The organism is Psychrobacter pulmonis (genome assembly GCF_904846465.1).
In the GTDB taxonomy this organism is placed as follows: Bacteria; Pseudomonadota; Gammaproteobacteria; order Pseudomonadales; family Moraxellaceae; genus Psychrobacter; species Psychrobacter faecalis.
On the sequence record NZ_CAJHAT010000002.1, the window covers coordinates 382,934 to 408,981 of the forward strand.

Genomic DNA, 26,048 nt, shown 5'->3' on the forward strand with positions numbered 1-26,048 from the left:
ATAAACAAGGACCCCTTATGCCTAACAGTAACCGCCCAAAAACTGGACAAGAAGCACTAGCACTACTCAAAGAAGGTAATGTACGCTACGTAGAAAGTCTGACCAGCACTGACCCTTGCATGCAAAAACGTCCTGAGCTGATCAGTGATCAAGATCCATTAGCGATTATTTTGGGTTGCTCGGACGCCCGTGTCCCAGTTGAGATTGTGTTTGACCAAGGTTTGGGCGATTTGTTTGTCATACGCGTGGCGGGTAATGTGGTTGCGCCATCTCAAATCGGTTCGATTGAATTTGCGGCAGAAAAATTTGGCACCAAACTGGTGGTAGTGCTTGGGCATTCGCATTGCGGAGCGGTGACCGCTTGCGTCGATGCGCTGATCAATCCTGAGCAAAACTATTCGCCAAATTTACAATCAATCGTCGATCGTATTCGCCCAAGTGTCTATAACTTACATGAGCTGGCAACGGCCAACGGACAAGATGTCGATGCGGATGAATTGGTCGATCGTTCTATTCGTGCCAATGTACGCATGTCGGTTAGCCAATTAAAGCACGGTTCGCGCGCCCTAGAAGACTTAACCAGTAGCGGCCAGCTACTCGTCGTTGGCGCTGAGTATAATTTAGAGACTGGAAAAGTACGCTTTTTAGATACTTAATCGTTGTTTACTATTAAATTTCTTATCATTTAACGACTAAAATAGTGGCGACGAATGAATTGTGAAGGTACCCACTATTAACGCGATTGCTAGCTGAAGATTAAAAACACTTATATATGGGAAAAATTATGATGGATTCAACAGATTTAGAGGCTAATAAAGACGGTATCGCTCAGCCTGAGAGCAGCGTAAAAGCAGAAGGTGTGCAGCCGATTTCAGCACAGACAGCAGGTTATACTTTTAACCACACCATGCTACGCGTCAAAGACCCTGCCAAATCGTTGGCCTTTTATACGGGGATTTTAGGCATGACGTTACTGGCGGTAAAAAAATTCCCTGCGATGGGTTTTGATTTATATTTTTTAGCCAAGTTGACTGACAGCGAGCGGGAAAATCTGCCAGCGGGTGACGATTTAGAAATTTTCGCCTTCCGTCAGCGCGGTATTTTAGAGCTGACTCATAACTATGGTACCGAAACCCAAGCGGACTTTAGTTATCATGATGGTAATGGTGAACCACAAGGCTTTGGTCATATCTGCTTTAGTGTGCCAAGTCTTGACGAAGCGGTTGCTTGGTTTGATCAAAACAACGTCGAGTTTAAAAAACGTCCAGAAGACGGCAGTATGAAGAATATCGCCTTTATCAAAGACGTTGACGGTTACTGGATTGAAATCGTCCAAGCCGACTTAATGGGTTAAATAAGTCACTCTTTAACCAATAAAAAAGCCGCTATATTAACAGTAGCGGCTTTTTTGTATCTGAAAGCGAATACTCATTAGTCTTTTTTCACTTTAAAATCGGTATGGCATGATTTACAGCTGTCACCGACTTGTCCAAGCGCAGGTAAGACTTGATCGACACTGGTTGCCGTTTGTGCCGCTGCATTTAAGTTAGCAGTGGCTTTTTGGAAGTCATCAGCTTCAGCGCGAAAATCGTCAACATTGCTCCAAACCGCTTCAGTAGCATTACCTGCGGCTTCTTGGTTTTCAAAGTGGCTCCAAGGATTGGCAGAGTCTTTTGCTAAAAATGCCGCTTGTTCTTTAAAGACTTCGGCATCAAACGTATCTGGCGCTTCAGCCATATCACCCATGATACCCATCGCATCGCCCCAGCTTTTCATGGTGTCTTGACGCGCTTTGACGTCAGGGTCAACTGGCGTACTACAAGCTGTTAGACCTAAGGCGGCTGCTATCAACGTTACGCCGACGATAGACTTGAATGATTTATTATTAGAAACCTGTGCCATCTGTATTGCTCCTTTATACGTGGCTAATAAAAAGGTGCCGAAGCACTTGCGTGCTCGCCACCTGTTATATTGCTACTATGAATTGAATATTATGTGGTTGTTCTAAATGTTAAAGACAGCTAAGTTCTGGTCTTTTACCATATAGCCTGTTAAACCAACATGACTTTAAATCTATAACGCTTTAAACCCATATTGCTATTAATTAAACCTCAACAGGCTAAAATAAAGTAGGATAATAAAGTACCTTTTTGTAATGTCATTTTGTAATGGCATTTTAATCAGCTATGAATGTTCGCCAAAGCGCGTTTTATAAGCTAAAAGTCAAAATGCCCTGTTTAACAGTTTAGCTACTCTTAAATAAAAACAGTAAATAACAAAGGTCAGCAGTAACGCTGACCTTGATAGTGTTTTTCTGAAATTTTAAAGAGAGCAAATAGGGCTGTTTATCCAAGAACCAAAACGCTGTCTGCGGCTTATTATGCCAATGACGACTATAAAGTCAACCAATCACGCGGTTTTAGATAAAAATTGGTCAATTCAAACTCAGGCGTCCCGGGGGCAGGTTCAAAGCGATAATGCCAACTGGCAAGCGGCGGCATACTGACTAAGATGGACTCAATGCGTCCATTACTTTGTAGCCCAAATAGGGTGCCACGGTCATAAACAAGGTTATATTCGACGTAGCGTCCGCGGCGATAAAGCTGAAATTCACGTTGTGCTTCGGTATAAGGGGTGTTTTTACGCTGCTCAAAAATTGGCAATATACCTTCAAGATAACCATTACCGACCGCTTGCATAAATTTAAAGCAAGTCTCAAAATCCCAACCACGGCTCTCGGTATTGACGTCGTCATAAAATAGGCCGCCGATACCGCGCTGCTCATCGCGATGGCGCAGATGGAAGTACTCGTCACACCACTGCTTAAAGTCAGGATAGACGCTGTCGCCAAACGGCGCGCACAGGTCGTGACAAACCTGATGCCAATGTACGCAGTCGGCAAGCACCGGATAAAACGGCGTCAAATCAAAACCGCCACCAAACCACCAAATAGGCTCTTCGCCCTCGGCTTCAGCAACGAACAAACGCACGTTGGCATGGCTGGTTGGTACATTGGGGTTTTTAGGATGCACAACCAATGAAACACCCATCGCTTGCGCTTTACGGCCAGCGATATCAGGATGCCGCGCAGTTGCGGAAGCGGGCAGGTTATGCACATGAATATGGCTAAACATCACGCCCGCTTTTTCAATCACTTCACCACCTGCGAGCACGCAAGAACGGCCGCCGCCGCCCTCAGGACGTTCCCAATCGTCAGGCACAAAGGTTGCCGGCTTATCATTGCTGCTGCCGTCGCGTTCTTGCGCTTCTAACGCTTGGCAGATATGCGCTTGCAAATCCACCAAAAACTCACGCACGCGCGTGATGTCATTGTGGGTTGGCGTCACGGCAGAATTCGTCTCTGGCAAATTGTCATGATTATCTATATTTGGTATGGTCATAAAATATCTAATTATTTACTATTTATTAAGGTGTAAGGCGGTATTGAAATCTTTATCGAGCAGATGCCCCATGCGGTCGCGTTTGGTCGCGAGATACTCAGCATTCATATCGTTCACTCCAACCAATAACGGCACGCGCTCGACGACATTAATACCATGCTCGGTTAAGTAAGCCACTTTATCGGGATTATTGGTAATCAGGCGCACGCTATTGACGCCGACATGAGCAAGCATTGGCCCGCACATATCATAAACGCGCGCATCTGCTGGTAATCCCAACATAAGATTGGCATCTAACGTATCATGCCCTTGATCTTGCAAGGCATAAGCACGGATTTTATTGGTCAAGCCAATGCCGCGTCCTTCTTGACGCAAGTATAATATCGCCCCGCAGCCGGTTTCTTGTATCGCCTGCATCGCGGTATTAAGCTGGGGACCGCAGTCACATTTTAATGAGCTAAAAGCATCACCCGTCAAGCATTCCGAATGAATGCGAATGAGCGGAATGAGCGCTTCTTTTGACGTCTGACTGTCTTCGATTGATGCCGTGTCCTGCTGATTTAAAACCTCAGTTTGATTGGCCACAGGTAAACCGACAGTAAGCATCACATGCTCTTGACCGTCTGCATTTTCAAAGATATGAATATCAAACTCGCCGTGACGAGTCGGTAGTTTGGCATTGGTGATAAATTGATATGACATTAATGTCCTGCATAAGCCGATCATCGTGACGCTAGCGGTCGGTTAAAGTTTTATAATAATAAAGGTGTGACATAAGCGCTGCTAACTAAAATAGCATACGAAAGCTGTTTGGTGGAAATACACACAAAGTTCACAGACGGCGCACGATGATTAAAGCGACAATTAAAAATAAATGCTATTATGCCATACTATTTTGACGGATACAGTGACAAGTCTTAGCCCTTGCATTACTATGTCGTCACTGTCGCCCGATATGCGCTCAATATGAAAGCAAAATTAGCAGGCGCTATAGTGTTTTATATGAGGACATAGTCTCATTTTAAAATGTCTATAAAATTGAAAGTTCTAAATTTTGAAAGTTTGTTTTATTTTAAATCGTTATTCACAGCTATTTTAAGCGCTGTATTAATAAACTTATAGTCGATGACATTTGTTGATTTATAATGTCCGCACTATTATTAACGCCACCTAGATGCTAGCTAGTTATAGCCCGTATCTAAGGTAGCATCTTGTTAGCAGATTGGTAGGTATCGTACGTTTTATGCAGCAGTCACCTCATTCCCCACAGTCTAAGTCATCATCTGCGTCAGCCATTGATTCTGCTGCATCGCTATCGCACCTGCAAAAAACTTATGCAGTCATTCCACGTGAGCGTCCGCATACGCCGCTACTTGATACGGTAGACGCCCCGATTGATTTAAAAGCGTTTAGCGAAAGTCAGCTCATTACCTTGGCGGATGAGCTACGGCTTTTTCTGCTTTATTCAGCTGGTCAAAGTGGCGGTCATTTCGGGGCCAATTTAGGCGTCATTGAGTTGACCATTGCCCTGCATTATCTGTTAGATGCGCCCCAAGATCAGATTGTTTGGGACGTCGGTCATCAGGCCTATGCCCATAAAGTGTTGACGGGTCGCCGTGAAAAGCTTGGTACTATTCGCGCAAAAGATGGTTTGACCGCTTTTCCAGAACGCGTCGAGTCGGTTTATGACACTTTTGGCGTTGGGCATTCATCGACGTCTATTTCGGCGGGTCTTGGCATGAGCCTGGCGCTACGCTATCAAGGCCGCGCGCAAACGGTTGCATGTATTATAGGTGATGGCGCAATGACCGGCGGCATGGCGTTTGAAGCGATGAATGACGCCGTCCAACAAGATGCGGATTTGCTGGTCATTTTAAACGACAACGACATGTCGATATCTTGCTCGATTGGTGGTTTTTCACGGCATTTAGCGACATTGTGGGAGTCAGGCTATCAGGTTGATATCTCTGATGCTGGCGAGCCGATATTATGCCAGCGTCCTGACATGCAAGCCTACGACCGCCGTAAACGTCATAACGAGCTGCGCGATGTGCCGCAATTAGAAGACAATCTATTTAAAGCCATTGGTTTTACTTATTTCGGTCCGTTTGATGGCCACAATATCCCTGAGCTACTGCGCGTACTATCGCTTGCCAAGCAATTAAAAGGCCCAGTGTTGGTGCATATCTATACCACCAAAGGTAAAGGGTTTGCGCCTGCTGAATTGGATCCAGTTGGCTATCATGCTATCAGTAGATTGCCTGCTGAAGATAGCGAGAAGAAAGCGCTAACCGCTAACTTAGCACCGAGTACACCGCTATTGAAATACTCGCAAGTCTTTGGTCAGTTCTTATGTGATAAAGCTGCTACTGACGAGAAATTGCTTGCGATTACCCCAGCCATGGAAGAAGGCTCGGGCATGATTGAGTTTGCCCGTCAATTTCCCAATCGTTTTTTTGATGTAGCCATCGCTGAACAGCATGCGGTAACGTTAGCAGGCGGCATGGCAACCCAAGGTGTCAAGCCAATCGTCGCCATCTATTCAACCTTTTTGCAGCGTGGCTACGATCAGCTGATTCATGACGTGGCATTGCAAAACCTTGATGTGATGTTTGCTGTTGACCGCGCCGGTCTAGTCGGTGAAGATGGTGCTACTCATGCCGGCGTGTTCGACTTTGCCTTTTTACGCTGCGTGCCGAATATGCTGATAGCCGCGCCAAAAGATGAAAACGAATGTTATCACTTGCTCAATACTTGCTATGAATATCAAGGCTGTACGGCTGTGCGCTATCCGCGCGGGGCTGGCGTTGGCGCGACGATTACCCAGCCCGCACAGGTTTTTTCCATTGGTAAAGCGGTAGTAGAGTCAGTTTTAGGTCAAGATAACGCACCTAATAAGTTGGCATTATTAGCCTTTGGTACCATGGTGGCGACGGCTCAGCAAGCGGCAGAAAGCTTGATTAACGATAATATAAACTCAAACTGCCAAGTACATGTGGTGAATATGCGCTGGGTAAAACCTTTAGATACGCACTTGCTTGACAGCTTAATCAAGCAAGGCGTTACCCATATCGCCACTTTGGAAGAGCATACAGTTATGGGCGGCGCGGGCAGTGCAGTAAATGAATATTTACTTAACGAATCAATAGCGTTTAAAAATAGCCGTCCAGTAATCTGTAATATCGGTATTCCTGATCGCTTTATTGCTCATGGTTCACCAGCAGAGCAAATGGCTGATTGTGGTCTGGATGTTGCAGGGGTCGTGAGCCAGCTGCAGCAATTGCTAAAATAAAACCCTATCGCTCAAAAAAAATTGCTAAAATAGCGGATTGAAAAATAAAGCATTTTTGTTTAAACCTCGCCTACTTGCCGTAGGTGTGAATTATTTGACAACTTGGGCGGCACTACTGCTGGCAATCATTTATTTGGTTCGCTAGGCGGCGATGGTTTTCATGAGTTATTAATCCGATTTGATTTTAAGCGGCTTTTATTTTTCGTACATTTTATCAGTCCTATCTTTTAAGTAGTATTCATTCATCAAGCAAATAGGTTATTTATGGAACCCATGGTCGTTATCGCAGCGCGTGCTGCTGAAAAAGTTGGTAAAGAGATTTTATATGCGCATCAAAACCGCCACAAAATCGAGCTAGATATTGAGTCAAAAGGGCTTGATGGTTTAGTGACGCGCATTGATCGTTTTAGCGAAGAGTTGACGATTGAGACCCTAAAAGCCAGCTATCCAAATCACTCGTTTTTGGGTGAAGAGTTTGGTATGCAAGAAGGTCGCGGCGAAGATGCTGACTGGTGCTGGATTATTGATCCGCTAGACGGTACTAAAAACTTCGTCCATGGCGTACCGCAGTTTTGTGTTTCTATCGCGGTGCAACATAAAGGCGTGACCCAGCACGGCGTCATCTATGACCCTGTACGTGATGAGATGTTCTCGGCTAGCCGTGGTAAAGGCGCACGCTTGAACAATCGCCGTATGCAAGTGAGCGAGCGTAAAACCATCGACGGCGGCTTATTTACCACTGGTCATCCGCTTGAGCGTAAACGTAATGGTGAAGTCATCTCTTATGCCAAGCAGCACTTTGAAAGCTTACAAAAAATCTCTGAAGCGGGCGGTCAAATTCGCCGTTTAGGCTCAGCCGCGCTAGATTTATGCTATGTAGCAGCTGGTCGTTTTGACGGTTATTTTGAGATGTCTATTAAGCCGTGGGATATTGCTGCTGGTGAGCTTATTGTGACCGAAGCACGCGGCGTGGTCGTTGACCATACAGGCGCACACAACTCAATGACCTCAGGCTCTATCTTTGCTTGTAACGTCAAATTACTAAAACCGTTAATGCAAGTCGTTGTCCCAACGTGGGGCGATATTTTGTAGTTTTAACTTATTAAAGATTTAGAAAATTAACATTGAAAAAGCTGGTTCCATTATGGCGCCAGCTTTTTTGTTTTGCCGCTTTTCTTGTCATTACTTTTATCTGTCACCGTAATGCCTTGAAATTCAAGCTCTTTGCTGGTGCGCTCTAATAGTTGCAACTCTTCTTCTATGAGGACGAGCATATCTTGTACATGCGGTAAAGCTTTACTGCAAGCGGTAATGCCAAATTCAATCTTATCCAAATAGCTGGCGAGAGTGATATTCATCGCTTGTCCATTGAATACAATCGATGCCGGATACAAAGATTGCAGACGCGCGCCGTTCCAATATAGCGGCTTTTCTGACCCAGGGACGTTGGAGATAATCAGGTTAAAGGCCTGTTTTTTCGGAAACAGCCCAGTTGCCAAATTGATACCTTCCCACGCATAAGAAATCACACTGTAATTGATAACCTGCGCTTGATTCATACGGCGGAAGCGGCGTTTGCCGTTATTCATACTGCGATGAATCAGCTCGATGCGGCTGAGTGGATCGTCTAAATGCGTGCCCAAATTGGCAAGAACAAATGACAACTGGTTGCCCGCCACACTATTATCGGTACGTAATGACATGGGTACAAAAGCAATCAAAGGCTTGCTTGGTAGCGAATCTATCGACAGGAGATAACGGCGAATAGCGCCAGCACAAACGGCAAGCACCACATCGTTTTTACTGATATTTAAGCGCTCAGCGATATCATTAAAGCGCTGTATCTCATAGGACTGCGCGGCGATGCGCCGCGAGGCTGAAATGCGTTTATTAAGCACACTCATCGGCGCTGCAAAGGTACTGACATAACTGTCATCACCGAAATTTTTTAAGTTATCGAGCAATTCTGTAAATACCGGTTTAATGGTTGATATTTGCTCTTTGATAATGCGCCGCGCCGAACGCTCTTTCGGCAAAATCGCATCGACTTGGTTACGATGACGTGCCATCAGTGACCAAATCGGTAGCGTCACCGGTTCGGTTGGCGATTGCGATAAGGATTTTTTGACCAAGCGCATGGCAGCGATGCCATCAACGATCGAATGATGGATTTTAAAATATAAGGCAAAACGTTCAGGCGCGCCTTCGCTTTCTGGCTCAATTCCTTCAATAACATGACATTCCCATAGCGGCATTGCCCGATCTAACAGGCGACCATGCTCTCTTGATACGTACATCAAAAGCTCGCGTACACGCGCGGGCTGTGGTAGCGCTACATGGTGCAAGTGATGCTCAACATCAAAGTGTTTGTCTTTTTTCCAAAATATCAAATGCTCAAGCACTTGGTTAAAAGGAAAGGTCGGCGGCACCTCAGAGTGCTGCATTTGTTTGACCAATTGACAAACAAAACTGCTGTCCGCATTTTCGGGCAATTCGAATAAAAATAGACCCCCAACATGCATGGGTTGTTTACGCGACTCAAGAAGTAAGAACAACTGGTCGACTGCTGTGAGAAGTCGCATAATAAATCCTTTTATGACGATGAATAAAAAACGGCAATAAATTATATAAGTATTCAGTTAGGCAAAGGTAAAGCATAGTAAAACTAAAAAATATAGCAAAAACGATTAAAAACCTAAAAGTAGTCACAAAAATATCTTAATATAAAAAAGCATGGCGCACGGGATTTTTATTATTTCATTATGTGTTAAGCCGTGCTTTTAAAGGTTTAAGCTAGAAAGTTTGCCCTGCAGGACTCAACTTGAAAAATCTAAGCTAAAAACTACTGAAAGAAGTAGCCGGTCTGCGGCGAACTGGCAGCGGCCATTTTGCGCATCGGCATACGACCTGCTAAGAACGCCTGACGCCCTGCCCATATAGCATGTTTCATGGCCTGCGCCATCAACACGGGATTTTGTGCATTGGCAATCGCTGAGTTCATCAGCACGCCATCACAACCAAGCTCCATCGCAATCGCGGCATCAGAAGCGGTACCGACGCCAGCATCAACCAATACGGGTACTTTAGCATTTTCAATAATAAGGCTTAAGGTATGGCGATTAAGCAAACCAAGACCAGAACCAATCAAGCTACCAAGCGGCATGATCGCCACACAGCCCATGCTCTCTAATTCTTGAGCGACGATGGGGTCGTCAGAGGTATAAACCATGACTTCAAAACCATCATCGATTAGCACCTTGGCGGCTTTTAGAGTTTCCATCACGTTTGGATAAAGGGTTTTTTCATCGCCTAATACTTCTAGCTTCACCAGATTATGCCCGCCTAATAGCTCGCGAGCAAGCTTACACGTCCGAATCGCGGTTTCGGCATCAAAACAGCCTGCGGTATTGGGTAAGATGGTATATTTATCCGGTGAAATCACATCTAATAAATTTGGCTCATTGCTATTTTGACCAATATTGGTACGGCGAATAGCAACGGTGACAATCTCAGCTTCTGACGCGCCAATCGCCGCACCCGTCTCAGCCATGTCTTTATATTTACCAGTACCGACCAACAATCGAGAAGAGAATGTACGACTACCAACCGTAAAGGTATCATTCGATAAGGCATTTTGTGAAAATGATTGAACATTGGCAGGAGTATTTGCGGCTTGTGACATAAGGATAATCCTAATAGCGGGCTGACAAAAGTGACTAACGAGGTTATTAAGTTTGTTACTGTGTTTAATGAGAGTTTTTATTAAATAGTAGTAGAGGCAAAACGTAAATAGGCGTTATGTGGCCAAAGGCTTGCGATGTTAAATGCTAATAATATAACTGCTTTAAAAGCAAAGTCATAAATTCAAGCAAAGCCTTGCTAATTGCCTAAAACAAAATGTTATTATAACAAACTCATACGCGCCTACTGACAATCTTTACCCAGTTTAACGATTGTAGTGTTTTTTGGCATGTATTAGATTGTGTTTTCAAGACTGTTTTCAAAGTTATTTTATAAGCTGTTTTTTAAGTTCTTTTTTTAAATTAACCACTCACTAGGTCGTCTTTATGCTGCAGCTGCCGTACAGTTTTGCAAAACGCCATCAAATTTTGGCCATTCTTGCTATTGATCCGGAGTTGCCGCCGACCTTGGTGTTGACCAAAACTACGCCATTGTCCGCCATTAATGAGGCGGTGCGTTTTTTACAGCAGCAAGGCGTACGCGGTGTACCAAATTATGAAAATATCAGCATTGAAGATTTCGAAAAACGTATGAATGCCGCCTATGCCGGTAATACGGGCGAGTCGCAGCATATTGCCGCTGGGCTTGAAGACCATCCTGACCTCGATAGCCTGGCCGATAGCGTTCCTGAAACAGAAGATTTGATGGATCAACAAGACGATGCGCCGATTATTCGTCTGATTAATGCGCTGTTGTCTGAAGCGATACGTTTAAATGCCTCAGATATTCATATTGAAACTTTTGAGAAACGGCTAGTGGTACGCTTTCGTGTCGATGGAGAGCTAAAAGAAATTATCACGCCAAAACGCCAATTGGCGCCGTTACTGGTCTCGCGTATCAAGGTCATGGCCAAACTGGATATCGCCGAAAAGCGTGTACCACAAGACGGTCGCATCAGTTTAAGACTGGCAGGCCGTGAGGTCGATGTACGGGTATCGACGCTGCCGTCAAGCTTTGGTGAGCGCGTGGTCATGCGTTTATTAGACAAGCAAGCGGGTCGTCTCAATATGACGTATCTTGGTCTATCTGATAATGACTATAGCGAGCTTAAGCGCTTAATCCATCGTCCACATGGCATTATCTTGGTGACTGGACCGACCGGTTCAGGTAAAACCACCACGCTATATTCGGCATTGACCGATTTAAATGACCAAACCCGCAATATTTTGACCGCCGAAGATCCGATTGAATTTCAGCTCGATGGTATTGGGCAAACGCAGGTGAATAATAAAGTTGATATGACTTTTGCTAAGAGCCTGCGTGCCATGTTGCGACAAGATCCAGACGTGGTGATGGTAGGTGAGATTCGCGATTTACAAACCGCCGAAATCGCCGTGCAAGCGTCTTTAACAGGACATTTGGTATTATCGACACTGCATACCAATACCGCCATCGGTGCGGTCACACGTTTGCAGGACATGGGCGTAGAGCCATTTTTATTATCGTCATCGCTGATTGGTGTCGTCGCTCAGCGTTTGGTACGGACGTTATGCACACATTGTCATAGCTGGCAGGCTGCCGATAATGAACAGGCCAAATTATTTACTGAAATTGGTATTGCGGCAAATGCTACAAATACGGCTACTGAAAAATTAACAGAGAATATTATTAATTTGCCGAAACCAGTGGGCTGTGATAAATGTAATAATTCAGGCTTTAAAGGGCGGACGGCAATTTATGAAGTGGTACCGATTGACGATACCTTGCGCCGGATGATTCATAGTAATACTGCCGAGTACGAGCTAGAAGAATACGCCCGTCAGCAGACGCCATCGATACGTGCTGATGGACTACGCAAAGTCATAGAGGGTCGGACGACGTTAGAAGAAGTGCTGCGGGTAACCAAAGAAAGCGCCCTAACTGATGACGCTATGATTGTATGAAAAAACGATGGTATAAGAAAAAAGATTGTATAAAGCAAAACAGTCATTGAGTCAAAAGTCGGTGCAATTGGCTCAGTAACCGCTAATCAAAAAGTCAGTTTGGTTTATTTGTAATAGTACTGCTATTTCGCGGCGATACATTCAACTTCAACGCTTGCGCCCGCTGCAAGCTCTGAAACGCCAAAGGCTGAGCGTACAGGATAAGGCTTAGCCAACTCTGCTTTATAGACTTTATTAAAGTCATCAAAGTCGTCCATATCAGTCAGCATCGCCATACATTTGACGATGTCTGATTTTTGATAGCCGTACTTTAACAAGGTTTCATGGATATTATCGAGCGCTTGTTTGGCTTCCTCTTTTACGCCGCCTTTGACCAATTTACCGTCTTTAAAACCAATCTGTCCTGACATATATAACGTATCGCCGACACGTACCGCTTCTGAAAATGGATAATTGCCGCCATCACCGAGAAATACTGGGCTAGATTTGGTGACGGTTGCATTATTAGTTGTTGGCGCGGCATTGGCCGTAACCGCAAAACCTAAACCTAATGAACAGGCGCTAATCAGCACTACTTTAGATAAATGAGTCGTCAGTTTATTGATATATCTAGACATACTTGTCTCCTTGTTATTGTGATATTTCTTAAATCCATTTTTTGGTAGCTGTTTGCTTCTTTAACAAATTAAAATTAATTGCTTTCTAATTCTAGCGTTGAGTGTTTGCTGCTTGCTTCACTCTCGTCTTGCTCAGACTTAGATTGCTCATCTTTGGTTTTTTCATTGTCATTTTGCTTGTTTTCTAGCGCTTTAGCGGCTTTACCTTGACGGCGTGCTTCTAGCTCAGATTTGGGTATCCAAGCCCACGTCATCTCAACGACGATAGGGTCACGGTCGCTATCTGACTCGCGGTCATGAATCACGCACGGTATGACCATCTCACCCTTTGGCGTATTTAAAATATCCAAGCGTTGCTCGTCAGATAATGATGCCACCGCGGCGATTTGACCTTTTTTAATCGGGCGATAAAAATTCACCGAGTAAGATTTAATCAATAATACGCGGTCAGAGGGTAGGTTTAAACCCAAAATAAACCCTGTTGCGGTTTCCGCAAGTAAGGTGATAGCAACCGCATGAACCGAGCCAATATGGTTTTGCACCGCTTTGGTATTATTTAAGCTGACCACCACTTGATTGGGATCGACGTTTTCATAATAAATACCTGTTGTGCCCACGTACGGCACCACTTTACCAAAGGCTTTTGATAAAATGCTGGCGCGCGCGGCCGCAGGCAGAAACTTGGTGACAGATAGCAGTTTGGTAAATTGGTTGCTGATGGGTTTTAGCGTAGTGTGTGGTTGTGCAGCTGGCACTTTGGTGTTGTCAGAAACTTTGACTGGTAGTTTGCTACTTAGTTTGCTAGGGAGTTTTTTTAATAATCCTGACATACAACATTCCTCAAGTTAAAGTGGGATTTACAGTGTTTTACCAGTGCGATAAAAAATATTGAGATGATTGATAAGTTAGCGAATTCTTTTATCTTAGCAACGATGTTAGTTATGGTACATTAAGTGCCGTATCGCTACTATTATTAACATGAACTGCCGCGCTTATAAAATATGACTAACGTAACGATATCTTAGAGGGCAGAAATATCGACGCTGGCTGTATTGTCGCTTATTGCCTGCTAGGTCGCTTAATTTTAGCGAGCCACGTTATAATCGTCAGGTTTTAGCACAGCTAAACTATTTTGCCGTGTTTTTCTCATGTTCGACAATGCCACGCTAGATAAGGCCATGCCAAATATGTCTTTTTCCAAACCGACCAATATTATCTATACGGGCGTTGCTGGTACAGGTAAAACCTATCGCTTGCTCCAAATCGCACAGCAATATACTGACTACTTACCAAAGATAAATGACAAAGAATTATTGAGACAACTTTTGCAGCCGTTAAGCTGGCGTGACGTTGTTTGTTTAGTATTTTTAGATTTTAAGTCTAGAAAACAGGACTTGGTTAAGGTACCAGAAATTGTCAATCATGAGTTTTTTGTCAATAAAGCAGCGCAAAATGCGCGCGATAAAAATTTAAGCAATACTGCTTGGTCTGTGCTAAAAATGCATACGCCTACGAGCTCACAAACGGTAAGTTATAAAAATCGAGCCAGCCAAGCCTATTTTGATAAAGACCATAGCGGCGCATGGTATCTGCTACCAGAAAGCATGGATTTGTTAAGTAACTTAGCGCAGCAATTAACGGAATTTCAGCAGGCGCAGCGTGAGAATAACAGCCAAAATCAAGAGTTCCGTCAGCAGCGCTTTAGTATGGTCAGCTTTCATCAGGCCTATGGTTATGAAGAGTTTGTCGAAGGTATCCGCCCGGTGATGGCGTCGTCCGATCATACAAAAAACAGCTCATCTCAAATGAGTTATAGCGTGCAAGATGGCGCGTTTTTGAAATTATGCCAACGCGCTGCTAATGATCCCGAGCAGCGTTATGCGATGCTGATTGATGAGGTCAATCGTGCTAACGTATCACGGGTCTTTGGCGAGCTATTAAGTTTGATTGAACCCGATAAACGCGCTGGCATGGCAAATACGATGACGGTTAATTTGGCCTATTCAGGGCGAACCTTTAACGTCCCTGCCAACGTTGATATTTATGCCACCATGAATATCCAAGACCACTCATTAGCGCCGCTTGATATGGCATTACGACGGCGTTTTCGCTTTATTGATTGTCCGCCGCAGTCGGAATTATTACCTGTTATTTATCTCAATCAAGACTTAAAAGCTGATAATTCAGAAGCGTTTAAGTCAGAAGAAACAATAGATTTGGCGAAAATCTTAACCGGTTTAAATCATCGTATTACGCAAACCCTTGGTGCAGAGGCACAATTAGGTCATGCATTCTTATGGTCAGTAAACAGTCTTGAGCACTTGCAAACGGCACTTATTGAACAAATCATTCCGCAATTGGCGCAAGCAGCGGGTGGGCAAGTCACTGTTCTGCAATATATCTTTCAAGATGAGCAGCAGCCGCTGAGCGCGCAGTTTATACAAGATAGCCAAGCGCTGATTGATAATGCCAATAACTTAGCCAGTCCTAATAATTCAACCCCAATGTTTGCCGACCAGCAGTCTTTTTTCGGGCAGTCTATGAGTAGTAGCAGTTATAAAATTAATGCCGATTTAATCAATCATACAGCTGAGTTTGCCAAGCCGTTTGTCTATCAGCGTTTATATTAACAAGGTTGCTAGCTTGTGATGAGTAGAGTATTACAGTCTGATGACAAAGCGATAGGCAGTCATATTAATCACAACGTTAATAGTGGCAATAGTAATAGTGCGAGTATTGCTAATAACGTCAATACGGCTGCACTTAATGCTAATGTTATTACGGTGTTTGAGCATCAACGTTTAACGGCCTATGATTTTGCCCACGTAGCGGACTTTCACTGGTTAATAACGCAAGAGCTTGCCGTTTTTAGCATTAAACGTCAGCAAGGACAATGGCAGCTAAAAGTCGGCCATTATATTGGTATTATTTTATTGCCTAGTGGCATGACGCTTGAGATATTGCCTAAGTTAATAGCAAAAACGTCTAGCAAACATAATCAGCAACAGCCATACGGTTTAGCTAAATCCAATGACATCAATCAAACGCGGCAATGGGTGCAGGATATGCTGGCGGATTTAAGCAGCAGTCATGATAAAAATAAGCTTCCTAATACAAAAAACTTTGGCCAATTTAGCAATCAGTTAGCAGCGCTACCGACGACTAAAGCAATGCCATTATCTGATTGGCTGATTGAGCAGTTTTTACAGCGTTTGACGCATTATCAGCCGACGAAGCACTATCAGGCGCAAATCCATAACCAAGCAGCGTTACAAGGTCGCTTGCTGATTAAAGAACAGTTGCGCCATAACAGCATGCAGCCGCATAAGTTTGTCTGTGAAAGCAGTGTACTGAGCCAAGAGATGCTGTGTAATCGCTTGATTAAAAGCGCGCTGAATTTACTTACTCCGTTATCTCCGCCATCAATGTCACTGCCCGCATTACAGCAGTGGCGACAAGTAGCAGTGTTAAGTCGTTATGAGCTACAGCGGCTTGAGTCTTTTTATCAGCAAGCAAAGAGGCAATTGGCACTGCAGCCTTTATCTCGGCAGCAATTACAAGCGGCGCAGCAGTTATTAGACTTGGCTTATTGGCTCTTGCAGCAATGTGACGCTCATACTGGCAATGGCATTAAGCCGCAAACATTAGCCAAGCAAAACGCCGCACAACCGCGCCTATGTTTATTGATTGATATGAATCAAGCGTTCGAGCAATGGACAAGCCTGCGCATAGCGGCCCAGTTTCAGCAAATTGATTTGGCTTATAAGCCTTTGTTTCAAGCACAGCGAGTGTGGCTACATGATGTAAAAGGGCAGGCGTGTTTGTCCATTCGTCCTGATTTATTGATTTATAAAAGTGCTCATTTGCAGACTGGACCTAACATTAAAGCGCTGGGTGAGGATGACGTAAAATCAGAAACGCATACCTCTGCTTGCTCACCCCAATCAGGCAATTATAGCCATGTGATTGATATTAAATGGAAGCATTTACCGCATGCAGGGGCGATTAGTGCGGGCGACGCCTATCAGTTGAGCAGTTACGCGCAGGCTTATCACGCCGAGCAGGGCTGGCTGGTTTATCCGGTACAGGACGATAGCAGACAACCAATCCTGCTCCAGCAACAAGCTTATAATGACGCAGACAATGATAAAAGCTACAAAAAGCCATCCAATCATGCCAAATTATGGATGATACCCTTTAATGTGCTGACCGGAAAAATAAACGGCGGCTTGCTTCCAGATTTGAATGTAGTATAATAAGCGCTGTTGGCAATCTAGTATTAAGGTTAGTAAAAAACCAACGTTGCGACACCGTCATTTTTATAAAAAAGGCGTATTTTTGAAAGAATTTAACGATTCTTTAAAATAATCAAAAATAGGTGTTGACACAATCGGCTTTACCCCTTAATATGTGCACCTCGATAGCGAGGAACATTAACAAGTTAGCGGTATTACCAACAACGAGTTAAGTAACGAATTATCGAGATAATAGAGAATTTCGGAGTGTGGCGCAGTTTGGTAGCGCATCTGGTTTGGGACCAGAGGGTCGTAGGTTCGAATCCTATCACTCCGACCATCTATTTAAAGAGCCTTACAGGCTTTTTTTTATGTATGATGATATAGTTTTTTATGTTAGTTATTTCTGATATGATAAACCAATCAAAATATATAAAAGTCCTCTAAGAGCGCCTGTAGCTCAGCTGGATAGAGCATCTCCCTTCTAAGGAGGTGGCCGCAGGTTCGAATCCTGCCAGGCGCACCATTTAGCCTGTCAATCTTGCCTTATCAGGCAATAGTTATGGCGGTTGTAGCTCAGTTGGTAGAGCCCCGGGTTGTGATCTCGGTTGTCGTGGGTTCGAGTCCCATCAGTCGCCCCATATTTTATTCTGCATCTCCTTCCTCATTAAATTCAAAAATATCAAAATAACACTGCTTGCCTTTACTGGCATTTTTTTGTGCCTGTTTGTTTTATATCAATGCATACTTTTTAAGTTATGATGATATGCGAACTAGCCTGCTGTTTTAATTCTAATAAGTTATAAACTTCCTAGGCATTTAATTATCTAAGCATCTGCTAGCCTTTTTTCACTTCTTTTCTTATGATAGATAGGCTCGCGAATGTTCTATCATTTGTTAAGCCTTGTTCAATTAAGCTATCACATTAAATCATTTACTTGATATTCTTATTCATATTTTTGCTTTGATTTTATTCAAAATAAAATGCCTATCAAATAAAAATAAAATTTTTTGCCCCATTATTTTAAAAGATTTTGCAGTCATCAGTGCTTTGTTTCTATTTTTAAATTTTTCTATATTAATTACCAATGATTGAGGAAGTGATGGATGGACGCACTAAGCGTGTTGCTACAAAATGTACATTTATTCGAAACGAAGTATTATCGATTGAATGTGACGGGCAATTGGTCTTATTCACTCACTAGGCAAGATACGATTTTATTTTATTTGGTGATGTCGGGTGGTTTTTGTATCGACGTCGGCAATGGCCCACGAGAAACGCGCGCCGGTGACATGATTATGATTCCAAGCGCGCATCAGCATGTGAGTTATGCGCTAAATTATCATAGTGATGAGGCGCAGCCGTTAGATGAGTTATTGATGAGCTGTAAAGAGCATACGCTGGATTTGAAGGGTGACGGAGATTCTGAAGCGTCATTGATATTAATCGAGTGTAAGTATGATAAGGCGATGATTCGGCCTTTATTGTCCGTACTGCCATCGATTCTGCCAGAAGTTAATGATGAAGATGATGGCCGGTTTGAGGTGATTGATGTCGAGATTAGGCTACTGACGCTAGAGGCTGAGCACGAGCGCATGGGTAAAACCGCGGTGATCAATCATTGGGCAAGTATTATGATGATTGAATGCTTGCGGGTATATATTGAAAGTCTGCCTGAAGCCACTGAAAATTGGCTAAAAGCGATGAAGGATCCGTTTTTGACCAAAGCGCTGGTTGCAATGCATGAGATGCCAAGCGAAAATTGGACGATTAATAAGCTCGCTGAGGTAGCAGGGATGTCGCGCTCAAGCTTTGCTCAGCGCTTTAAAGAGGTCGTTGGTATACCGCCGTTGACCTATTTGATGGATTATCGCTTACGCTTGGCCGCGCGTTATTTGCGTTTGCAGCAAAACAGTATTAGCCGTATTAGCGGTTTGGTTGGTTATGCCTCGGATTCAACCTTTAGCCAAGCGTTTAAGCGTGTTTACGGCATCTCACCTAAAGCTTATCGGCAGCAGTATCAACAACAAACGCTCTCTTAATTAGCTGTTAATTGCTATACCTTTTTAAAAGCGCTCAGGCTATTTATCGGCTTTAGCGCTTTTTTGCTCGATGCTCATTATTAATTAAAACTCCCGCTTTTTACCATAGCTATTGCTTATCACCACCTTTATCACTGATTTCGATACTGAGTATTTCGGCGATGGCTAGCTGACAATGCACTTAGGTTAAGGTACTATAGAGTCATGTTTTGCCCAAGCTTCATAGTGAGATTCTAGCGCATATTATGGCACTGTCTACTGGCTGCTATCGGTAAGTAGTTGGTTTTAAAAGCTAATAGACTATTCATTTAGGATAACTTGGGCAAAGTTTATTTTTACAGCTAATGGTATTTTATGACTGAACCGACCGCTAAGCCAACCGTGACTTCAAATAGCCAGCATACTACTGCGTCCGCTACTTCGACAGCCAACGCTGATAAAAAAGACGTAAAAGGTAAAGTGAGAAACAAACCGCATACGGCAAAAAATAAGCAAAAAACCAATATTACGCCTGCGCTTGATAAAGCGGCGCTGCTCGCGTTATTTACGTTATCAAATACTGAGTCAAATGTTGAATCAGGTTTTGAGCAAGCAAGTCTAAATACTCTTAGCAGCAGTGAGTCGAACAGCAGCGAAACCAATGTCGCCACGCAGCGGTTAGCGCTTTATCGTCGTCAGCATGAGCGCACACGCCAGCTATATATGGCCTCCGCCGCTACTCGTCCTACGTATCTGGTGCAAACGCTAAAAACGCAGTTTGCAGAATATCAGCAATATTTACTGGCGCAGCAGCTTGATAAACGTGGTTTGATGGATACCGATGGGCTAGAGCGTTTATGGCAACAGTTGCACGTGGTCGATGATATTATCGAAGATATCGTCCGTCATATGCCGGCGCAGCAGCCCGCTGGTTGGCAGCTGACGACGCAAGATGGTCATAATCCACTGCGTTTCCCTACCGTTGGTAAGCTCAAACACGATAAACCTATCGTAGATCAAGGCAGCTTAAACAGTTATGTGCTTGGGCACTTTGGCGTCAGCAGTTTTACCTATGACCGCGCTTATTATATTGGACACGTGGTTGGTTACTTATTTAGCTGCTATTTTTGCGCCCATCTGTCTATCAGTTATGGGGTTACCGCCCTTGCTCCGCAGATCGTGAGCGACTACGAATACGCCAGTCTTGAGACGCCGCATATGGTGAGGTTGCTACAAGGCTTGGATGGTTATTGCAAAAAACGTATTTATCAATTGGCCGTTATTTGCGCGCGCCTTAGCGTCTTTGCCAGTGACAAGCGTATCGAGCGCATGCTGATTGCTGAGGTCAATGATTTTGATAAAAAATTGCAACAACAGCATCTAGATATTTTATTATTACAAGGCTTAATGCCAGATAGCAGTGATTCTACGCCGCTTTTTTAAGACATTTATTCTTTAAAATCTATTATAAGATTTCTGTTTATCAGCATGTTAAATTGCTCACCTTAGGATATTTGCTGCTATGCCCGCTTATCATTATAAAGCGTTAGACGACCATGGCAGTGTCCAAAAAGGCTTACTTGAAGGCGATTCTGCGCGGCAAGTTCGCCAACAATTGCGTGACAAACAATGGACGCCGGTTGAAGTCACCGCCGTCAACGACCGTCGAAGCCAAAGTAAAAACCGCTATAAAAAACCATCCGCCTATGAACTAGCCCTACTGACTCGTCAATTATCGGTCTTACTTGCCGCCGGTATTCCTTTAGAGGAAACGCTGGCTGCCGTCGCCAAACAATCACCAAAAACCCATATTAAATCATTAATGCTGGCCGTGCGCTCGCATGTGCTAGAAGGTTTAAGCTTAGCACGGGCGTTGCAACAAGCCGCCAGTTTTCCGCCGCTTTATATTGCCACCATTGCGGCAGGCGAAAAGTCTGGTCATTTAGATTTAATCCTTAATCAATTGGCAGATTACACCGAAAACCGTTTTGCGCTACAGAAGAAAATTCAAGGGGCGATGGTCTATCCGATTGTGCTGATGGTGATGGCAGTCGGGGTCATTATGGGGCTAATGAGCTTTGTGGTGCCCAAAATTGTCAAAGTCTTTGAGCAATCGGAGCAAGCGCTACCGCTGATTACCCAAATCGTCCTGAACTTATCAAACATCATTACCCAGTGGTGGTGGTTGATGCTTCTGGTATTGGCAGGCGCGGCGTTTTTGTTTTATCGCTTTGCCCAAACCCAAACAGGCAAATTAGCCATAGACAGTATGATACTTAGACTACCAATACTGGCGCGCTTATCAAAAGGGCTTAATGCGGCGCGTTTTGCCAGTACGCTTGCGATATTGGTGCGCTCAGGGGTACCGCTGATTGAAGCGCTGCATATAGGGGCGGCGGTGACGACCAATTTACACATTCAAAAAACCATTATCACCGCAGCCGATAGAGTCACCGAAGGCTCAAGCTTATCGAGTCAGTTAGGAAAATCTACCTACTTTCCGCCAATGATGGTGCAAATGATTAAAAGTGGGGAAAACTCAGGCGAGCTTGAAAATATGCTCAGCCGCGCCGCCAATATGCAAGAAGCCGAAGCGACCAACTTTATCAGCACCTTGCTGTCGTTACTTGAGCCGCTCATGTTGGTATTGATGGGCGTGGTGGTCATGATTATTGTCATGGCAGTGATGCTACCGATAGTGAATATGAATGATTTGGCAGGTTAGTAAACGCTTAAGCTTTGTTAATTTCTCTGTAGCTGGCTCAAAATCCATTACCTTTATCTTGCTAAAGCTTCCGCTAAATTTCTTAAGCCTTGCTTAGTGTTGTAGATTGTTGACAACGGTATGTTTTTACTAGAGCGCAGCCAATCATCAGGCTATAGTAAGCGCCAGTCAAAAGCTTTGCTTATAAACTGCTTAGTATAAAGGATAGCGGTTATCCAACATTTCACGGCATGTATCCATAAAAGTAGATATTCATAACAATCCATTGCAGCGCTGGATAAAAATAAAAGCATGGTTTATAGTGATAAACGGTTGAGGGTTCATTAATCTAAAGCCAACCCACTAAAACGCTCTGAACAGCATATTCATTAGTTATATCACCTGATACCAAAAGCGATGACCAAAGCGATGACTATAATTGACACGATGCAAGTAGATACCATGCCAAAAAACGCTAGGAATGACGATAAGTTGCAGGCAGAAAACATGAATAAAAATATGCCTGCTGCTCTGAAAGGTCGTCCGTCAATGTCTCATAGCCAGTCTGGATTTACCCTTATTGAGATTATGGTAGTGATTGTGATTTTGGCCATTCTCGCAGGTCTAGTCGTACCAAAAGTGGTCGGACAAAGTGATAAAGCGCGCGTCAAAACCACAGAAACGGCGCTGGCAACGGTATCCAATGCGCTTGATATGTATAAGGTTGATAATTCACGTTATCCGACGACGGTGCAAGGTTTAGAAGCCCTAACCACACCGCCTGCTGACGCCAAAAACTATCCCGATGGCGGTTATATCAAAGGTGGCTATCCGACCGATGGTTGGGAAAACGAGTTGCAATATGTTGCGCCAGGTAGCGAAGGTCGTCCTTATGATTTATTTTCATTAGGCGCTGATGGGCAGCAAGGCGGCGAAGGGCAAGATGCTGATATTTATGCTCAGTTGTAAGCTGCGATTTAAAGTGATTAGATTAAAGTGATTAGCGCTGAGCAACATAGCGTTTTCTAACACTTTACTGATTAAAGCGGCGTTAAAATTTCTATATATCAACCAATAAGGCTTTATTGGTTGATATTTTTTATGAAAGCATAAAATAAGTACTATGTTAGTAAGTACCATGCTAAACAGACGGCCACCATATACGTTTAGCCTTTTTAATTAAAAGTCATTACAAACAGTTGTTAAAAGTAACCTTTAAAACCCGCTATCAAAGGTAGTTATTTATGTTTATCAAAACAGCCACCCCAGTTATCAATAAACGCCTTGCTAAAAAACCTCATCTATTGGCAATGGCGCTTATAAGCACTTCGTTGATGACAGGTTTATCAACAATTTCAATGAGCGCGCAGGCAGCAGGGCTAGGTGAATTGTTTGGCAATAACAATGCAGCACAATCGAAGTTCTTGCCGGTCGATAAAGCTTTTAAAGTAGATAATATTACCAAAGCGACGTCTAAAGGCACGCAGTTATCGATTACCTTTGATATTACGCCCGGCCATTACGTTTATAAAGACAAGCTGACGCTAAGCTTTCCAAAGGGCATCAGTGCGACGCCATTTCGCTTTAGCCAGTCGCCAATTTCTATTAATGATCCTACCTTTGGGAAAGTGCCTGTTTTTACGCAAAAAAATATCATCGCTACCACCACCCTGAGTACCAATAATGGTAAAGGTGCCAAAAATGTACCCGTTGTCATCGGCTGGCAGGGCTGTGCTAAAGCGGGTTTATGCTATCCGCCCGAGAAAATTAAAACCACGGTCAATATTGGCACAGCTCGTAAATAAATAATGATGTAAATAGAAAAGTCCATACAGACAGTGAATTGGTCAATTCGAATTTTGGTAATAATAGGTAGCCCTTCATGTCCCTTAAGAGCGCAGAAAAGTCTCTGTCATTAACGCAAAATAAACCGTCAAAAAAATCTTATCTGTTGGCGTTCGCTTTAAGCGCTGGTTCATTATTGACAGGGCTAGCAGCGACTGGGCTGACGGCCGTGCCAGTGGCATCGCAAGCGGCAGGATTGGGTGATTTATTTAGCAGTGATAAAAGCGCGACCCAACCGAAATTTTTACCCGTTAACGAAGCGTTTCAAGTTAGCAGCAGCAGCAAACCGACCAATAATGGCACGCGCTTAGCCATTAACTTTGACATTACGCCTGAGCACTATGTTTATAGAGACCAAATTAAGCTAACGCTGCCTGCTGGCGTGAGCGCTGCACCTTTTACCTTTAGCCAAAAGCCAGTCTCCATCGACGATCCAACTTTTGGGCAAGTATTGGTCTTTGACCAAGCCAATATGGTTGCTAGCACTATATTGAGTAGTAATGGTAAGGTGATAAATAATGCCGCCGTGACAATAGGTTGGCAAGGCTGTGCCAAAGCGGGTCTATGTTATCCACCGGAGAAAATAAAAACCACAGTCAATATCGCTGCTGCTTCACAATCGGCAGCCAATAGTTCAAGTAGCACTGCTACAGATTCTGCGAGCAATAATAGCAATGCAGAAACTGCGCAAGCCTCTACAGAGGCGACAGTTACCAATAATATTGCTACAGAGCAAACTACGCCAGATGACGAGGTGATTGATTATGCATTGTTAGATGACGAAGCGTTAGATACAGAGCTTGGTGCGACCAATACCATCTCTGGTGCCGATGAAGAAGCTGTAGGCGATAATGTTACAAGTGAAGCAGCGAACAATGACGCCGTCATAAATAATGCTGCTGCAACAAACAATACCGTTGTTGGCGATAGTGCGATTGATAGCGACCCTTTTGGCTTAGCCTCGCATCCGTGGTTGGCATTGGTGTTATTATTTTTGGCAGGATTGGGCTTGGCATTGACGCCATGCGTATTACCGATGCTACCGATTGTTGCCAATATCGTCGCGCGTGAAGACAATCCAACGGTAAAACGCGGTGTTATTTTGACCACCAGTTATGCGATTGGTGTTGCTATCGCTTATGGTATTTTGGGTGCGGTCATTGCTATATTTGGTGAGTCATTAGGTATTATCGGTTGGCTACAAAATCCGATTATTTTAATTGCCTTTGCCATCGTTTTTGTCTTATTAGCCCTTTATATGTTAGGCGTATTTAGCATTCGTCTGCCAAGATTCATCAGTAGTAAAATGCAGGGTTTAAGCCAAGCAGGGGATAGCAAACTTGGTAGTACGGGCGGCAGTTTAATTGCGGGATTCTTATCAGCACTCGTGGTATCGCCTTGTGTTTCGGCACCCTTATTTGGGGCGCTGCTTGCTGTATCAACGATTGGAAGTCCATTACTTGGCTTTGCCGCTTTATTTATGCTCGGTTTTGGTTTATCGGCGCCGCTTATTTTAATCGGCGCGACCCAAGGTAAAATCATGCCCAAAGCAGGCGAGTGGATGAATTGGGTCAAGCAAGGCTTTGCTTTACTGCTGTTTGCCGTGGCGTTGTTATTAATTGAGCGCGTCTTTATCTCGCCTGTGATGCTGATAGTGTGGGCGTTATGGTTTATGGTCGTGGCGATGTGGGCGTGGAGCTGGCTAGGTAAAGGTCGAATGTTGACCCAAGCGCTAAGCTTAATCGCCGGTATTTGGGCGACGTGTTTAATCGTCGGCGCCGCATTGGGTAATGACGACAGCTTACATCCGCTCGCGTCATTAAGCGCCGCGCCAGTGATGCAGACGACTGCTGGTCAACCAGCCAGCAGTAATGCAACCGATAAGACGGTCACGACGCTCGCTGAATTAGATGCTATTGTCGCCGCCAATCCTAAAGTGCTGGTCGATGTCACCGCCGAATGGTGTATTGAGTGCCGGATTATGGATAAAAACTTATTTCATAATCGCCCTGCGCAAATGCAAGATTGGCAATTGGTCAGACTTGATATCACAGAGACTACAGCGGATTCAAAAGCAATCTTAGCGCGTTATAAACTATTTGGTCCGCCAGCATTGCTGTATTATCAAGACGGGCAATTGGTCAATCAGCAAGTGGGTGAAATCGGGCGCGCAGCGTTTGAGCAAACCTTAACCGCGCTAAACTAATCGTTTAAATGTAGATAAATTCCACGTCATTTCTACTCATTAAAAAGCCAACTTCCTGTGATAGTAGGACGTTGGCTTTTTCAATCTTACTAAATAGCCTTT

General features: G+C 44.0%; 20 protein-coding genes and 3 tRNA genes. 16 read left to right on the forward strand and 7 right to left on the reverse strand.

Translation table 11 applies throughout. The annotated features are described in order from the left end of the window. The first annotated feature begins 17 nt into the window (after nt 1-17). The gene (locus JMX70_RS05395; RefSeq protein ID WP_068406318.1) at nt 18-656 is read left to right on the forward strand and encodes a carbonic anhydrase; all 639 of its coding nucleotides are present in this window, start codon (nt 18-20) and stop codon (nt 654-656) included. Nucleotides 657-787: 131 nt separating this feature from the next. Then, nucleotides 788-1,354, forward strand: coding sequence for a lactoylglutathione lyase (gene gloA / locus JMX70_RS05400; protein ID WP_201590603.1), 567 nt, complete (start codon nt 788-790; stop codon nt 1,352-1,354). A 77-nt stretch (nt 1,355-1,431) separates the two neighbouring features. Here the strand turns inward: gloA and JMX70_RS05405 are convergent, their stop codons facing one another. The 3 genes from JMX70_RS05405 to ribA all read right to left on the reverse strand — a co-directional run bounded on the left by JMX70_RS05405 (nt 1,432) and on the right by ribA (nt 4,103). Next, nucleotides 1,432-1,902 (reverse strand): c-type cytochrome, encoded by a 471-nt coding sequence (locus JMX70_RS05405; protein WP_201590211.1) that lies wholly within the window; start codon nt 1,900-1,902, stop codon nt 1,432-1,434. Nucleotides 1,903-2,393: 491 nt separating this feature from the next. Next, nucleotides 2,394-3,401, reverse strand: coding sequence for an oxygen-dependent coproporphyrinogen oxidase (gene hemF / locus JMX70_RS05410; RefSeq protein ID WP_201590213.1), 1,008 nt, complete (start codon nt 3,399-3,401; stop codon nt 2,394-2,396). A gap of 18 nt (nt 3,402-3,419) precedes the next feature. Next, nucleotides 3,420-4,103, reverse strand: coding sequence for a GTP cyclohydrolase II (ribA, locus tag JMX70_RS05415; protein WP_201590215.1), 684 nt, complete (start codon nt 4,101-4,103; stop codon nt 3,420-3,422). Nucleotides 4,104-4,644: 541 nt separating this feature from the next. Between ribA and dxs the strand changes: the two genes are divergently transcribed. Together dxs and JMX70_RS05425 are read left to right on the forward strand one after the other, a co-directional pair. Next, complete coding sequence (gene dxs / locus JMX70_RS05420) at nt 4,645-6,693, forward strand: 1-deoxy-D-xylulose-5-phosphate synthase (RefSeq protein ID WP_201590217.1); 2,049 nt, start codon at nt 4,645-4,647, stop codon at nt 6,691-6,693. Between the two features lie 264 nt (nt 6,694-6,957). Further along, nucleotides 6,958-7,785 (forward strand): inositol monophosphatase family protein, encoded by an 828-nt coding sequence (locus JMX70_RS05425; RefSeq protein ID WP_068406329.1) that lies wholly within the window; start codon nt 6,958-6,960, stop codon nt 7,783-7,785. A 50-nt stretch (nt 7,786-7,835) separates the two neighbouring features. Here the strand turns inward: JMX70_RS05425 and JMX70_RS05430 are convergent, their stop codons facing one another. After that, nucleotides 7,836-9,275, reverse strand: a complete 1,440-nt coding sequence (locus JMX70_RS05430; RefSeq protein WP_068406332.1) for a WS/DGAT/MGAT family O-acyltransferase — start codon at nt 9,273-9,275, stop codon at nt 7,836-7,838. A gap of 260 nt (nt 9,276-9,535) precedes the next feature. Then, nucleotides 9,536-10,375, reverse strand: a complete 840-nt coding sequence (locus tag JMX70_RS05435; RefSeq protein WP_193030068.1) for a thiazole synthase — start codon at nt 10,373-10,375, stop codon at nt 9,536-9,538. 385 nt (nt 10,376-10,760) lie between these two features. Here JMX70_RS05435 and gspE point away from each other — a divergent pair, with 385 nt between their 5' ends. Then, nucleotides 10,761-12,317 carry a type II secretion system ATPase GspE gene (gene gspE, locus JMX70_RS05440; RefSeq protein ID WP_201590219.1) on the forward strand — a complete coding sequence of 519 codons (1,557 nt, stop codon included), beginning with the start codon at nt 10,761-10,763 and terminating at the stop codon, nt 12,315-12,317. A 122-nt stretch (nt 12,318-12,439) separates the two neighbouring features. On the opposite strand, the gene JMX70_RS05445 is transcribed toward gspE, so the two are convergent. After that, nucleotides 12,440-12,934, reverse strand: coding sequence for a RidA family protein (locus tag JMX70_RS05445; protein WP_201590221.1), 495 nt, complete (start codon nt 12,932-12,934; stop codon nt 12,440-12,442). 74 nt (nt 12,935-13,008) lie between these two features. Continuing rightward, nucleotides 13,009-13,764, reverse strand: a complete 756-nt coding sequence (locus JMX70_RS05450) for a DUF4442 domain-containing protein (protein WP_201590223.1) — start codon at nt 13,762-13,764, stop codon at nt 13,009-13,011. 357 nt (nt 13,765-14,121) lie between these two features. Between JMX70_RS05450 and JMX70_RS05455 the strand changes: the two genes are divergently transcribed. From JMX70_RS05455 to JMX70_RS05505, 11 genes are all read left to right on the forward strand, one after another. Continuing rightward, nucleotides 14,122-15,564, forward strand: coding sequence for an McrB family protein (locus JMX70_RS05455; RefSeq protein ID WP_227671172.1), 1,443 nt, complete (start codon nt 14,122-14,124; stop codon nt 15,562-15,564). A gap of 18 nt (nt 15,565-15,582) precedes the next feature. Continuing rightward, nucleotides 15,583-17,190: an McrC family protein gene (locus JMX70_RS05460; protein WP_201590227.1), complete on the forward strand. Its 1,608-nt coding sequence runs from the start codon at nt 15,583-15,585 to the stop codon at nt 17,188-17,190. Between the two features lie 242 nt (nt 17,191-17,432). Next, a tRNA-Pro gene (locus JMX70_RS05465) sits at nt 17,433-17,509 on the forward strand. Between the two features lie 109 nt (nt 17,510-17,618). Continuing rightward, a tRNA-Arg gene (locus tag JMX70_RS05470) sits at nt 17,619-17,695 on the forward strand. A 39-nt stretch (nt 17,696-17,734) separates the two neighbouring features. Continuing rightward, a tRNA-His gene (locus JMX70_RS05475) sits at nt 17,735-17,810 on the forward strand. Between the two features lie 466 nt (nt 17,811-18,276). Continuing rightward, nucleotides 18,277-19,212, forward strand: a complete 936-nt coding sequence (locus tag JMX70_RS05480) for an AraC family transcriptional regulator (protein WP_201590230.1) — start codon at nt 18,277-18,279, stop codon at nt 19,210-19,212. Nucleotides 19,213-19,566: 354 nt separating this feature from the next. Next, nucleotides 19,567-20,634, forward strand: coding sequence for a hypothetical protein (locus JMX70_RS05485; protein WP_201590233.1), 1,068 nt, complete (start codon nt 19,567-19,569; stop codon nt 20,632-20,634). Between the two features lie 79 nt (nt 20,635-20,713). Beyond that, entirely contained in the window at nt 20,714-21,916 is a 1,203-nt protein-coding gene (gene gspF / locus JMX70_RS05490; protein ID WP_201590236.1) for a type II secretion system inner membrane protein GspF, read from the forward strand. 486 nt (nt 21,917-22,402) lie between these two features. Next, on the forward strand, nt 22,403-22,864 hold the full coding sequence (gspG, locus tag JMX70_RS05495; RefSeq protein ID WP_320158250.1) for a type II secretion system major pseudopilin GspG: 462 nt from the start codon (nt 22,403-22,405) through the stop codon (nt 22,862-22,864). A 275-nt stretch (nt 22,865-23,139) separates the two neighbouring features. After that, complete coding sequence (locus tag JMX70_RS05500) at nt 23,140-23,700, forward strand: protein-disulfide reductase DsbD domain-containing protein (protein ID WP_201590239.1); 561 nt, start codon at nt 23,140-23,142, stop codon at nt 23,698-23,700. Between the two features lie 77 nt (nt 23,701-23,777). Beyond that, complete coding sequence (locus JMX70_RS05505) at nt 23,778-25,946, forward strand: cytochrome c biogenesis protein CcdA (RefSeq protein ID WP_201590242.1); 2,169 nt, start codon at nt 23,778-23,780, stop codon at nt 25,944-25,946. Nucleotides 25,947-26,048: the final 102 nt, after the last annotated feature.